This window comes from Streptococcus mitis, assembly GCF_047464965.1.
Taxonomy (GTDB): Bacteria; Bacillota; Bacilli; order Lactobacillales; family Streptococcaceae; genus Streptococcus; species Streptococcus mitis_DU.
In genome coordinates this window covers 142544-157109 of the sequence record NZ_JASHAT010000004.1, presented here as the reverse complement: position 1 = coordinate 157109, position 14566 = coordinate 142544, and the positions used below count along the sequence as shown (strand labels likewise).

Sequence of the window (14566 nt, the reverse complement as noted above, 5' to 3'; positions counted from 1 at the left end):
CATATGAATCTTTCTAATGAGTTGTTTCGTCGCTTTTCATTATAGGTCATATGGGACTTTTTTTCTACACAAAAATAGGCTCCATAATATTTATAGGAGATTTACCCACTACAAATATTATAGAGCCAGTTAAGATTTCTTGTTTTTCCAACTTTTTTATTTTTTATAATAATTGCAGGTTTTCGTACTTCTAGTGTAGGAGGAGATTTAGGAACCTATATCCATATTTTTGAATCAAATGACTTACAACTTCCGGATTTATCAATTCTATTTCGTTCTCGATTTGAAATTGGTTATTTAGTAAGTAATATTTTTCTAAGAAACTTCAGTTCTCACTATACATTTTTATTGTTTGCCTATGCCTTTATAACCTTATTTTTCTGGTTTTTTGTTCTTTATAAGCATTCTAAAAATGTTTACATGAGTTTATTGATTTACCTCAGCTCATTAGGACTCTTTTTTTATTCCTTATCAAATATCAGACAAGGTCTAGCAATCGCTTTAAGTTTTTTAGGATTTCACTACTTAGTAAAAAACAAGAAGATTTTAGCATCAATATTCATCTTATTAACTCCCTTATTTCATACATCTGGTATCGTCTGCCTCTTGTTTTTCCCCCTTAAAAAAATCGTTTTAAACAAAAGAGCATACCAGTTTGTGTTCATTTTATTTCTTATCATCTTTCCTTTTATCAAACAAATTGCCACTACCTTTATTTCTTTCTTTCCTCAGTATACTTCCTATCTGGAATCATCATGGTTTTTGGAAAGCAATAAATGGGCACCTGTATTTTTAACAATTTGGTATGGTATAGTTCTGGTCTTTGGAGAAGTAGTGATTAGAAAGAAAAAATTATCGACTGAAGAAGAATATATAAGAAGTCTGTTCTTTATCTCCTTTTTACTTACCGCGTCAACTTTGCAAACAAGCCTTTTTGGTAGATTCGCACACTACTTTACCCCCTTTATTTGCCTATATATCCCTATGATTTTATCTAAAATAGGTGACAAAAAAGTTCAGTGGATTTTATTTTATTTGGTGATATTGGTTTATGCTTCAATCTTTCTAGTCATTGTTTACTTTAAAGCTGACTGGTACCATGTCGTTCCCTACCGTTCAGTTATTGTAGATTGGTTATTTGGAAATTAGGTTTAGGAGTTATAAAATGAAATTTTCAGTTCTAACGACAGTCTATAAAAAAGAAACTCCTAGAAATTTAAGGAAAAGTTTACTAAGCTCTTATCATCAGACCATTAAACCAACAGAAATCATTTTAGTTTGTGATGGTACATTGCCAGAAGAGCTAGATAGAGAAATCGAAAAGTTGCAGAGAGAAATCCCGATTTTAAAGGTTTTTCATTTACCTAAAAACCTAGGTTCTGGACCAGCTTCCCTCTTTGGAGTTAATCAATGTCAAACAGAATTCATTGCAAGAATGGACAGTGATGACTATTCTCTAGAAACAAGGTTTGAGAAGCAATTAGCTGCCTTTGAAAAAAATCCCAACCTCATCATGGTTGGTTCCAATATTCTAGAGAAGAATACAGAGTTTACCGCCTTAAAGAAAGTACCAGAAACTACAGCCGAAATTCGTCAATATTCGAAAATGAGAAATCCCTTTAATAATCCATCGAGTATGATGAAAAAAGAGTATATCTTGAAGGCTGGTAATTATCGTAAATTCCGTTACCTAGAGGATTATGACCTCACAATGAGATTGTTACATGATAATCCAACTAAGGATTTTTTGAATATCCAGGAACCTTTAGTTGTTATGCAAACAAATGATTCCAGCTACCTACGTAGAGGTGGTTTCCTGTATGTAAAGACTGACTTTATGCTCCAATTAGATTTTTATCGTAGAAGAGACATTAGTCTAGTAGAATTTCTTAGAAATATTTTCCTTCGTAATGCGGTTCGAATTCTTCCGAATTCAGTTAGGAAATGGGTCTATAGGAAAAAAATGAGAGAAGATGTAGAGGTGGTTAGGAAGATATGAAGAGAGTCATTACATACGGAACATTTGATTTATTGCATTATGGTCATATTAATCTCTTAAAAAGGGCAAAAGCTTTGGGAGATTATTTGATTGTAGGATTATCCACCAATGAATTTAATAGACTAGAAAAAAATAAAGAATGTTATTTCGATTACGAAAAAAGAAAATCGCTATTAGAGGCTATCAGATATGTGGATCTTGTCATACCAGAAGAAAATTGGGATCAAAAAATCTCAGACATCGAAAAGTATCATGCTGATGTCTTTGTCATTGGAGATGATTGGCAGGGCAAGTTTGATTATTTAAGTGATATGGGGATAGAGGTTGTTTACCTACCACGAACAAAAGAAATTTCAACCTCTAAGATAAAGAATGATTTGAATCAAGGAAACTAGGATGAAATATCAAGTCATACATGTAACAGGTGGTGTAAGGAATACCATGAGCGGGGTACAAAGTTTTATAAAGAATCATATCCCAACTGATGATCAAGAATTTGAATATATGGTTGGCGAGTCAAATGGCGACGCTCATTTCCCATTTAATCAATACCTAGATGAAAAAGAAATCAAACGCATTGTATTTCCTGCCCTACAGATTTCTAAACTATTTGCCTATGCGAGAGAGTGCCGACACTTTTATGAAAGGAATAAGATTGATATTCTCCATGTCCATAATCCTATAACCGCTTTTATACATAATTACTATGCTCGAAAAAATGGTGTCCCAGTTAGGATTTACCACAATCATAGTAGCCAATTCTCAGATACTTGGTTAAAAAGTATTCGCAATCGATTTTTGGTCTTTCTAGCCTTGAAAAATGCGACCCATCGTATCTCTTGTGGCCAATTAGCTGGACTGAAAATATTTGGAAAGAAATCATTTCAAATCCTTCCAAATGCAATTGACATCAACAAGTATCGGTTTTCTGCAACTTTTCGAGAAGAAATTCGCAAAGAGTTTCATATAGCTGAAGATCAAAAAGTAGTTGGGATGATTGGTATTTTAAATCCCTTCAAAAACCAGAGTTTTTTGATTGAAATTGCTAAAGAAATGCCTGATGTTACTTTTTTCTTTGTTGGTGAAGGACCAGATCGTTCAACTCTAGAAGGAAAAAGTAAGGAATTTAAGAATATTATCTTTACAGGAAAAAGAGAAGATGTTCATAAATTTTATTCAGCCTTTGATATTTTTGCCTTTCCTTCTTTGTATGAAGGTTTCCCAATCGTGCTGGTAGAAGCTCAGTGTTCCGGAGTCAATATTATCATGAATGAAACGATTGATCCGACAACTCAGATAGTTGGTGAACTCTGTACAGCTATGCCTCTAGATAAGGATAAATGGGTAAACTATATAGAAAAGGCGCCTTTCAAGGATAAGCAACGACAGCTGAATGAACATCTAAAGCGGTTTGACATTGAAGAAAATGTTCAAAATTTAAAAGAAATTTATAAGCAAGGTTTAAAAAGAGAATGATCAAGTATTTAAAACCCTTACTTTTTAAAGTAAGTGATTTTACTTATAAACTAAATAAAATTATTCCCAAGAAAAGGAATAGAATTGTTCTGTATTCTAACTGGGGATTTAGAGATAATCTTAGAACACTCTATCACTATTTAGTGGACAATGGCTATCACAAAGCATATGAAATCGTTTGTGCATCTAATGATTTTTATCATTTAGAAAAAGAACATGATGTAAAGTATGTTTCTATTTATCGAGGTTTCTTTTATTTTTTAACATCTAAATATTTTTTCTATTCATTTGGCAAGTATCCTATAAAACCTGCACCAAACCAGATGGTTGTCAACTTGTGGCATGGAATGCCCTTGAAAAAAATTGGGAATCTTGAAGTTGGAATGGAAAAAATTGACTATAATTTCTTTACAAAATTAGTCTCCTCTTCAGAATTATTTACTCCAATCATGAAAGCTGCTTTTAATGCTAAAGATGAGCAGATGCTTCTTGTTGGTAATATTCGGAATGATGAGCTCTTTAAAGAGAAAAAAGAGAAGAAGATCATTTGGATGCCAACTTATCGTAATTCTAAAAATTATCATGACAGCCAAGCAGCATTGATATTTTCTTTAGAAGAAGAGGATTTTCAAAACATTGAAGAACTACTCTCAAACTATGGGTATCAACTTTATATTAAACTTCACCCTCTTGAGGAATCTCAGTTACAATTCGAAATGAATTATTCGACCATTCATCTATTAACAGAAGAGATTATTAGTGAGCAGTATGAGACTTTATATACCTTTTTGGGAACAACAAGTGCATTAATTACTGATTATTCATCAGTATTTTTAGATTATTATTTATTAAATAGGCCAGTTGCATTTACCATTAATGATTATGAGGAATACAAAGAAAAACGTGGTTTTGTATTTGAAGATATCAAGAGTCTTATGGTGGGGAGTGTCATTCGTGATTCGCATGATTTATTAGAATTTCTAGCGAGTGTCATGAAATCTGAAGATCCTTATATTGACGAACGAAAAAAAGTTAATAACAAGGTTAATGCCATTCAAAAAGATTTTACAAAGACCCTTTTGGATGAAATTGGATTAAAGAAATAAGGTTAGGATAAAGAATGATTAGTGTAATCGTACCCGTTTATAATGTAGAAACTTATCTGGAAGAGTGTTTAGACAGCATTCAAAATCAAACCTACACAGATCTTGAAGTCATTTTAGTCAATGATGGTTCAACAGATGGTTCACAAGCTATTTGTGAGCGTTATTGCCAAACAGATAAGCGTTTCCGATTAATGAATCAAACCAACCAAGGACAAAGTGTTGCACGAAATAATGGAGTAACAGCTTCGACAGGCGAGTTCATTGCTTTCGTGGATAGTGACGACATTATCCTAGCGAATTATTTAGAAACCTTAATGCAACATATGGGTGAAGACGTAGATATTGTAGAAAGTCAATTCACCGTACATAAAAAGGAATTCTTGGCAGAAAAGTCTCAAGATACAAAAATCCTTTTTGAGGGAAATTCTCAAGAAGCAGTAAAAATCTTTCCAAACCATGTTCTAAGTGTGAACCCAGTTACAAAACTCTATAGAAGATCAATCGTTGAAGCTGTTCCTTATTTAGAAGGGTTTATTTTTGAAGATATTTATAGCGGTATTGGGATGCTTAAATATATCCGAAAGATTGTGAAAATTGATTATGTAGGATATTATTACCGTCAACATCAGTCGAGTACTATGCATCGAACATTTACTGAAAAAAATTTAGACGTATTCGTAGTTTGTGACAAGTTAATAGAGTTGTATTCTGATAGTGAAGAACTTCTTCCTTATATTGGTAGCTTCTTAGTGGATATAGCAACTATGCATTATCAAGGTTATATCCGTAAAGGAAATCCATATGCAGAAGTCTATAATCAGAAATTGGCCGACTATGTAACTATCACCAAGAAAAATCCAGACTTGGCTAGAGCGTCACGTTTGATTAAGCTCTATAATATTTGCCCAAAATATTATAATTCAATTGTATTTCCAATCTATTACGCAATTTGGAAATGGAAAAATGGTATTAAAGAAGTAAAGCTAGATAAATAACAATAAATGAGAAGGTAATTATTTTATGATTAGCGTAATCGTTCCAGTTTATAACGTGGAAGAATATCTGGAAGAATGCCTAGAAAGTATAAGGCATCAAACTTTCACTGATATTGAAGTGATACTAGTCAATGATGGCTCAATTGATAGTTCAAGGCAAATATGTGAACGATATTGTGAGAAAGATAATCGCTTTAAATTAATCAATCAAGAAAATCAAGGACAAAGTGTCGCTAGAAATCGCGGTGTGAAAGAATCCATTGGAGAATATATTATGTTTGTGGATAGCGATGATGTGATTAATACAAGCGTATTAGAAGTATTACTTCCTTACATGAAGACGGATGTAGATATCGTAGAATGTAGAAGTTCTATTAATAAAGAAGAGTTCTTTCTTAATAGAACTTCTACAATTGTATTCGAAGGAAACGCTAAAGAAGCAATTCTTAATTGTATTGTGTCTGAAGATGTGAAATTTTGTGCTTTTACGAAGTTATATAGAAGAGAAATTGTTGAAAAAGTTCCATTTTTAGAAGGTTATATTTACGAAGATGTTTTTACTGGAATCAATTATTTAAAACATATTCGAAAAATAGTAGTTGTTGATTATATCGGTTATTACTATCGTGTTCATCCGAATAGCACTATGACAAAATCCTTTAATGAAAAAGATTTAGATATTTTTAAAGTGGGAAATCAGTTAATAGATTCCTTTAAAGATGATGAAGATATGCTTCCTTATATTGGATATTTTATGTTTTATATAGGACATGGACACTATTTAAAAGATGGGATAAATAAGAAGAATCCATATGTCGATTTATATGAAGATTTTATTCGAAAGGCTGCTTTTATAGCAAAGCAATCCAAGGAAGTTGTTCGAAAATATCGTTTATTGAGACTGTATTTAATTGCTCCAAAATATTATACAACGATTACTCATCCAATTTATATATTAATTCAAAAGATATGGATTTCTACTAAAAAAATAATTAATAAAAAGCAAATTGATAATATAGTACATTTATTTACCTAAACTTTTCATTAAAATGATGTAATCGATTTCTATAGAATAGAGGTTTTATTATGGATATTTTTATCTTATTAATAATAGCGATATTACTATATCTGCTACCTGAAAATAATGATTATTTAAATATGAAATCAACAATTGGGATAAAAGGTTTCTTAGCATTAGGGATAGTTTTCCATCATTTATCGAAATATGTAACAACAGGGGTAGAGTTTTCTAATTTTAGTTATATGGGAACATATATAGTATCTGTATTTTTCTTTCTATCAGGCTATGGCTTATATGTTCAGAATAATCAAAAAGAAAATTATCTTGATAATTTTTTAACTAAAAGATTGTCGAGGATTTTAAGACCATTTATTGTTATATCTGCTATATATTTGATTTACTACTACTTAAATGGACAAGAGCTAACAAACTCTTTCTTCATTAATTTATTTAAAAAAGGAGATACCATAATTTTAAATGGATGGTTTGTTAATACTATCGTTTTAATGTACATATCCTTCTATCTATCGTTTAAAATGTTCCGCAATCAAACAATGGCTATAATAGTGAATTTACTTTTAATAGTAGTCTATATTATTTTTGCAATAAGATTAGAATATGGTTTTTGGTGGTATAATAGTAGCTTACCATTTGTTTTAGGATTGATTTGGGCGAAAAACAAAAAGTGTATTGATAGTGTATTGAGTAAGTATTATTTTTTATCTTAGTAATAATTACTGGGTCACTATTTATTTCTCATCAATTTGGTTTTATACATTGGAAACTACATTTATTTGATAGTTATAGTTATGCATTTTCAGCTAATATAGACAATCTTATATTTACTCTTTTCTCTATCTTGATAGTTAGGAAAATAGATTTTTCTAATAAGTACTTACTATTTTTAGGTAGGATATCATTTGAGTTATATATGATTCACGGGTTGGTGATAATAGCGTTTGGTAAGTATTTTGTAACCTCTAAATTAAATGATGTTGTCTTTTCAACTCTGGTTTTAATGATTAGCATTTTTTTAGCATGGATAATCCACACAATAATTAATAAAATAAGTATTATGGACCAACTTAGAAGTCTTAAATTTAGTAAAAGGAGATGTCATAATAAAAATGATTAGTATAATAGTTCCAGTTTATAATGTAGAAAACTATCTAGAAGAATGTTTAGATAGTATTAAAAATCAAACGTATACAGATATCGAAGTTATTCTAGTCAATGATGGATCTACTGATAATTCACAAGCAATTTGTGAAAGATATTGTCAGCAAGATCCCCGTTTTCATTTAATTAATCAAGAAAATCAAGGGCAAAGTGTTGCTCGCAACAATGGAGTAGCTGCTTCTACAAGTGAATTTATTACTTTTGTGGATAGCGATGATGTTATAAAAAGTGATATGTTACAACAATTAATGAATTATATGGACACAGGAATCGATGTTGTTGAATGTGATTTTACAGTAAATAAAGAAATATATAATATTAAAAATAGACAGTTGAAAATTGAGGAGTTTACTTCGTCAGAGGCACTAAAAAAATGTCTCGATATGGAGATAAAGTGGAATCCTGTAGCTAAATTGTACCGTCGAAAAATAGTAGAGGGGACTCCATTTTTAGAAAATTTAATTTATGAAGACTTGTATTCAGGAATTGTTTCATTACAGAATATTGAAAAAATGAGGAAAATTAACTACGTTGGTTACTATTATCGTATCCATTCTAGAAGTACTATGAGAAGAAAATTTGATAGTAAAAATTTAGATTTATTTAAAATTGGGGATTCTTTATTAGAAAAATTTAGTGAGGATAAATTATTACCATATATAGCTAAAGCACTCTTTTTAGTATGTATTGCTCATGTTGAATTATATAAAATTCGCCCTGGTCATCCTTATTTTAAGGAATACGACGAGAATCTAAAAAAATATATTGGAATTGCAAAAAAATCTTCAGAAGTTTTAAAAAACAGTAGATTATTACGATGGTATACTTTTTCTCCGAGATTATTTATTATAATTATATTTCCGCTTTATTTACATTATTTGGATATTCGTAATAAAATAAATTATACAAGGAATAAGTTTAATAGCTTTGTTTCTACTCGTTTGGTAAAAGATAAAGCTCAAAGTATCTTGTGAAATGTTGGAGTATGTACTTTAATAACCGAATTTATCATATTTGTAAATATTGATGATGTTAGTTCTAATTGATATTTTGAAGATATAAATAATTATAAGAATGAACATATTTATTTTGTATAACCTGTCCATAGTTCTATTAAGTATGAATTTGATAAACTCAATAAAAATAAAGGAAATTTAACCACGTAATAATACATTGTTGTTGCAAATACATTCTTAAAGAAGGAGAAAAGGAGAAAAGTTGAAATTAGAAAAGTTAATAAGTGTAATTGTACCTGTTTATAATGTTGAAGAATATTTAGATGAATGTTTAGATAGCATTAAAAGGCAAACATATAAAAATATAGAAGTAATATTAGTAAACGATGGTTCTACTGATAAGTCACAGGAAATTTGTGAACGATATTGTCAACAAGACAACCGTTTTCATTTAATAAATCAAGAAAACAGAGGGTTGAGCGGGGCGCGTAACAGAGGAATTCAGGAATCAACTGCTGAATTTATTACTTTTGTGGATAGCGATGACATCATTAAGGATGATATGCTGTATCAATTAATAGAAAAGATGGATTCAGAAGATATTGATATTGTAGAGTGCTGGTATACTCATAATCAAAAAGAATTGCAGCAGAAATCACGTGAAAATATCGGGAATGTTTTTAAAGGAAATGGCAAGGAAACATTGGTAGCATTATGTAAAGATAATATTGTTCGTTTAAATGCATGGGCAAAATTGTACAGAAGAGAAGTGATTAAGGATTTTCCATTTCCAGAAGGATTATTTTATGAAGATGTTTATGAAGGAATAGGAATCCTACTGCACATTCGAAAACTGGTTAAAATAAATTATACTGGATATTTTTATCGCTTACGATTTGGTAGTATTATGAATCGAGAATTTAGCGAAAAAAATTTAGATTTGTTTACTATTTGTGCCAAAGTAGAACAATTATACGCTGAGGATACTGCTTCGCTAGAATATATATATCGCCGACTATTTGATTTAGTATTAATGCATATTATAGATTATCGTATTCATGAAGGGAATCCATATAAAGATAAATATTTTTTCTATTTGAACAGATATGCAAGTAGTTCGAAGCCGTCTTTATTAATTAGATTGTATCGATTGTTTCCAAAACATATTGTTCTAATTACAAGAGTTGTTAGAGCTATGCAATGGCGATTAGAAAAATATTATATAAAATCTTTTTTTAAAACTCAAAAGTAATAAGAAGTATCACTTAAGAGATAAAACTTATTTCATTTTCATTTACTTTATGAGAGAGGAGAATACTATAATTTGAAAAGTAAAAAATTAATTAGTATCATCGTACCAGTTTATAATGTTGAAGAATATTTAAATGAATGTTTAGATAATATTCAATCTCAAACATATAAGAATCTCGAAGTAATATTAGTCAATGATGGATCAACTGATGGATCTAAAGAAATCTGTGAGAAATACTGTAAAAGAGACACCCGTTTCCGCTTAATTAATCAAACGAATCAAGGGCAGAGTGTTGCCAGAAACCGAGGTATGCAGGAATCTACAGGTGAATTTCTTACTTTTGTAGATAGTGATGATGTCATTAAAGAAGACATGCTTGAGCAACTAATGAAACAGATGACCTCAGAAAATATTGATATCGTAGAATGTTGGTATACTCATAATGAACAAGATTTGAAACTTAAAACAGAAGAAAATATAGGGATAGTCTTTAGAGGAGATACCAAAGAAGCCTTGGTTTCTCTTTGTAGGGATAATATTGTACGTTTAAATCCAGTTGCTAAACTATTTAGAAGAGAAGTGATTATAAATTTCCCATTTCTTGAAGGCTTAATTTATGAAGATGTTTATAGTGGAATTGGAATATTAAAGCAGATACGAAATATGGTAAAAATTAATTATGCGGGATATTATTATCGATTGCGTCCAGGAAGTACTATGAATCGGAAATTCAATCTTAAAAATTTAGATTTGTTTACGATTTGTGATAAAGTAGAAAAATATTACGATGATGATGAGGAAGCACTAAGTTATATTTATCGCCGATTGTTTAATCTAGTATTGATGCACGTAATAGATTACCGTATTTTTGAAGGTAATGCCTATGAAGATAAATATCGCAATTATTTAAATAGATATGCTAAAAGTTCAAAAAGATCATTTTTAATTCGTGCCTATTTACTATTTCCCAAACATATTGTTAATATCTCACATATTCTTGGAGGATTACAATGGCGTTGGCAGGAATATGTAGTTAAAAAAATTCGATAGGGGTAGTAAGAGTGAAGTATTTTTTAAAAGAAACATATGTAAAAGCAAATCACGCAGGACCCAAAGCGAGAATGGATGCTGAAAAAATTATGTTGGATAATGGCTATCGAGAGTATTATTTAACAGAAAGTCAAAAGAACAATCATTTAAATCAAAATGATGTTATTATTCTTCAATTTCCATTGTTGTGGCAGTCACTGAAGAAACAAATACGTATGAAGTTTTTAAAGAAAAGAAGTTTTAAAGCGTATTTACTTGTTCATGATATTGAATCTCTGAGAAATAAAAAAATTACATCATTTTCTGATTTTAAATACTCTATCATCCATTTTTTACAAAATAAAACTGTTTTAGAAAGAGTAGATGGAATCATAGCACATAATGATAAAATGAAGGCTGAACTAGTAAAAATGGGAATTAATAAAGATAAAATTGTTCCGTTAGATATATTTGACTATTTAATTCCTAATTTTAACGAAGATAAAAACTATGATAAAGATAAAATCTTACTAGCTGGTAATTTTGATATTCGTAAAACAAGGTATGCTCGCGAATTACCTGAAAAACCCGAATTTGAAATTTATGGAATCAACTTTGAGTCTGAACATCTTCCGAATAATGTTCACTATAAGGGAGCATTCACTCCAGATGAACTGCCCAATCAGCTGCAAGGTGGGTTTGGTTTGGTATGGGACGGAGATAGCCCCCATACTTGTAGTGGGATGTATGGAGAGTATTTAAAGATGAATAACCCGCATAAAGCTTCTCTATATTTAGCATCTGGTTTTCCGATTATTGTATGGAGCCAATCTGCTCTGGCTGATTTTGTAGGAAAAAACCATTGTGGAATCATTGTTGATTCATTATTTGAAATTGCAGATTGTTTAAACACGATTGATGAAGAAGATTTTCAAGAGCTGATTAAAAATAGTAAAATAGCAGGAGAGAAACTTCGTAACGGATATTTTCTAAAAAAAGCTTTAGAAAAATGTGAAAGGAAATTTTAGAGTTTATGAAATTCCAAACCTTACAAGAAAAAATCATTCGATATCATACGATTATAAAATATTATGGTCTCAAACCAACTCTAGCTTATTATCTTGCGCAACAGTCTGAGACAAAGTACTATGATTTTCGTAAAAAGATTCTTTTTGATTTTGTATTGAAATTACGTAAAGAAGCTCAAATAGATGATTTGATGGATGAAAAAGAAGAAGTAGTAACAGAATTTCCGAAAATAATTTGGACAATGTGGCAACAAGGAGAAGCGCAAATGCCTGAGACTGTCCAGACTTCAACGAAGACCATAAAAGACTTCGCTAAAAGAAATGACTGTGAATTCTATTTGTTGACGGATGAAAATCTGGCGGATTTCATCAATATTCCATCAGACATCACCGACAAATACAAGAAAAAAAAATTATCAGCTGCGCATTATTCCGATATTATTCGTTTTAGTCTCTTATACAAATACGGTGGAATTTGGATGGATGCAACCTTATTTGTATCTCCCTATGCAACTTTAGAAATGTTTGAAGGTGATTTCTTTACTCTGAATCATCCACCTATAGGAACAAATCAAATGGAACGAACTGTTGGTGACTTTAAATGGGCAGGTTTCTTTCTAGCAGGAAAAAAAGGAAAGCCTTATTTTAAACATATTCGGGATTTATATCTTTACTATGTTCGTAAATATCCAGTCTTTATTCATTACCTGATGATGGATTATTTTATTTTGTCCGAATATAAGTGCAATCCTTATTTTGAAAACTTAGTGGATAGATTACCTATTCTAGCACCAGCTGAGCGTGTTTGGTTTTTAAGAGACCATGCCCATGATCTTTTTGATGAAAAAGAATGGGAAGAAGTATTAAAAACAACACCGATTATGAAAACGACTTATAAAATCAAGAAAGAAGAAGTCCTTCCAGGAAGTTATCTCGATCAACTTTTACAAGGAAAATTAAAGGAATAGATGAAATACACGAAAAAAAGTAGAACCGAATTTGCCACCTTAAATACGAGTATTGCTCTGGCATTGCAACCTTTTCAAGTCCTTCTTGGCTTTATCAATCGAACTATTTTTATCAATTTACTTGGGGTAACCTATCTAGGATTAAACAATTATTTGTCTAGCTTAGTTTCCATTCTGTCTTTGGCAGAATTAGGGGTTGCTGGAGCCATGAGCTATGCACTATATGGACCCTTAGACAGAGAAGAACATGGAAAAATCAATGCCTTTATGATTCTCTTCAAAAAATTATATAGAATCATTGGCTTTTCTATTTTTATACTGGGCGCTATACTTTCTTTATTTCTTCCTTATATGATAAAGGATTATACGGTAAATAGCGAAGTATATTTGATTTTTTTCCTCTTTGTTTTTAATTCTGCTTCTAGCTATTTTTTCTCCTATAAACGAACCTTGCTTTATGTCGATCAGCGTAATTATATGATGACTTTGATTGACTTTGGATTAAATACTCTTCGCGTATGCTTGCAAATCGGAATTTTATTCTTTACCAAAAATTATATCTTTTATCTATTGATCAGTATCATCATGAATTTTATAGGGAATATCATCATGTCGCGGATTGTAGATAGATTGTATGGTTACTTGTTTAAGAATGAGATAACACCCATTAATCAGGAGGAAAAAGGAAAATTTATCCGAAATATCAAAGGAAATATAGTCGGTAGTATTGGAGAAACGATTGTTTTTCAAACAGATAGTATTCTAATGGCAAGTTTTGTCAGCTTAGCAGCTATAGGTATTTACGGGAATTATACCTATGTTTTAGGATTTCTTTCACTGATTTTAAATACTGTGATTAATTCAGTTGTTTCTTCCGTAGGTAACTTAGTCCATTCGGAGTCTACGACAGTAGCAGATATGGTTAAATTCCTAAAAAAATTCCAGTTTATTACTTTTAGCCTGATTTATTTTGCTAGCTTAGGTTATTTAATGTTCATTCATCCATTTATGACTATCTGGTTAGGTGAGAGTTTTTCATTTAATTATACGATTGAGATTTTGATCGTCCTTCATTTTTTCCTAACTTTTTATAGAAGACCGATTCTAACGTTGATTTCAGTTTATGGATTAAGTTATGAGCAAAATAAAAAAGTTATCGTCGAGATTTTATTAAATATTTCCCTTTCACTCTACTTTTTAGTGATTTTAGATTTAGGGGTATCTGGAATTTTATTGGGTACGATTTGTTCAACAGTCTTGACCTGTACATGGTATGAACCCTATAGCGCCTTTAAGTATGGATTGAAAGCTTCCTCAAAGGATTTTTTTAAAACATTGTTACAAGATTTCACTGTCGCAGGGATAAGCTTTCTACTTTTGAGTTTGCTGGATAACTACCTCTTAACTCAGCTAGATTTCATTTTCGGTTTGATCATCAAAATCGTCCTTTATTTGATAGTATTGGGTGTCTACGTTTTCCTATTTAGAAATCATGAAGGCGGTAGACAAATCATACTGATGATTCAAAAAGTATTAAAGTTAAAAAAATAAGGAGAA

General features: G+C 30.7%; 14 protein-coding genes. All 14 read left to right on the top strand.

The window, feature by feature from the left end; translation table 11 throughout:
* Positions 1 to 165 precede the first annotated feature (165 nt).
* The 14 genes from QM408_RS03945 (at position 166) to QM408_RS03880 (ending at position 14560) form a co-directional block, all read left to right on the top strand.
* A complete protein-coding gene (locus QM408_RS03945; RefSeq protein WP_414373687.1) occupies positions 166 to 1149 on the top strand; it encodes an EpsG family protein in 984 nt (327 codons plus the stop codon).
* A gap of 16 nt (positions 1150 to 1165) precedes the next feature.
* The gene (locus tag QM408_RS03940) at positions 1166 to 1999 is read left to right on the top strand and encodes a glycosyltransferase (protein WP_414373684.1); all 834 of its coding nucleotides are present in this window, start codon (positions 1166 to 1168) and stop codon (positions 1997 to 1999) included.
* Positions 1996 to 2394: a glycerol-3-phosphate cytidylyltransferase gene (gene tagD / locus QM408_RS03935; RefSeq protein ID WP_049544612.1), complete on the top strand. Its 399-nt coding sequence runs from the start codon at positions 1996 to 1998 to the stop codon at positions 2392 to 2394. Before QM408_RS03940 ends, tagD begins: the two co-directional genes overlap by 4 nt.
* A 1-nt stretch (position 2395) precedes the next feature.
* Positions 2396 to 3475: a glycosyltransferase gene (locus QM408_RS03930; protein ID WP_414373681.1), complete on the top strand. Its 1080-nt coding sequence runs from the start codon at positions 2396 to 2398 to the stop codon at positions 3473 to 3475.
* Positions 3472 to 4581 carry a CDP-glycerol glycerophosphotransferase family protein gene (locus QM408_RS03925; RefSeq protein ID WP_414373679.1) on the top strand — a complete coding sequence of 370 codons (1110 nt, stop codon included), beginning with the start codon at positions 3472 to 3474 and terminating at the stop codon, positions 4579 to 4581. The genes QM408_RS03930 and QM408_RS03925 overlap by 4 nt, the downstream gene beginning before the upstream one ends.
* A 14-nt stretch (positions 4582 to 4595) precedes the next feature.
* A complete protein-coding gene (locus QM408_RS03920) occupies positions 4596 to 5576 on the top strand; it encodes a glycosyltransferase family 2 protein (RefSeq protein ID WP_238095883.1) in 981 nt (326 codons plus the stop codon).
* Positions 5577 to 5601: 25 nt separating this feature from the next.
* A complete protein-coding gene (locus tag QM408_RS03915; RefSeq protein WP_414373676.1) occupies positions 5602 to 6612 on the top strand; it encodes a glycosyltransferase family 2 protein in 1011 nt (336 codons plus the stop codon).
* 50 nt (positions 6613 to 6662) lie between these two features.
* On the top strand, positions 6663 to 7325 hold the full coding sequence (locus QM408_RS03910; RefSeq protein ID WP_414373674.1) for an acyltransferase family protein: 663 nt from the start codon (positions 6663 to 6665) through the stop codon (positions 7323 to 7325).
* A gap of 399 nt (positions 7326 to 7724) precedes the next feature.
* On the top strand, positions 7725 to 8750 hold the full coding sequence (locus QM408_RS03905; RefSeq protein WP_261083854.1) for a glycosyltransferase family 2 protein: 1026 nt from the start codon (positions 7725 to 7727) through the stop codon (positions 8748 to 8750).
* 244 nt (positions 8751 to 8994) lie between these two features.
* Positions 8995 to 9984, top strand: coding sequence for a glycosyltransferase family 2 protein (locus QM408_RS03900; protein ID WP_414373672.1), 990 nt, complete (start codon positions 8995 to 8997; stop codon positions 9982 to 9984).
* Between the two features lie 72 nt (positions 9985 to 10056).
* Positions 10057 to 11034 (top strand): glycosyltransferase family 2 protein, encoded by a 978-nt coding sequence (locus QM408_RS03895; protein ID WP_261052415.1) that lies wholly within the window; start codon positions 10057 to 10059, stop codon positions 11032 to 11034.
* A gap of 11 nt (positions 11035 to 11045) precedes the next feature.
* A complete protein-coding gene (locus QM408_RS03890) occupies positions 11046 to 12041 on the top strand; it encodes a glycosyltransferase (protein WP_261052416.1) in 996 nt (331 codons plus the stop codon).
* Between the two features lie 5 nt (positions 12042 to 12046).
* A complete protein-coding gene (locus QM408_RS03885) occupies positions 12047 to 13009 on the top strand; it encodes a capsular polysaccharide synthesis protein (RefSeq protein ID WP_238095894.1) in 963 nt (320 codons plus the stop codon).
* Entirely contained in the window at positions 13010 to 14560 is a 1551-nt protein-coding gene (locus tag QM408_RS03880) for a lipopolysaccharide biosynthesis protein (protein ID WP_261052417.1), read from the top strand.
* Positions 14561 to 14566 lie beyond the last annotated feature (6 nt).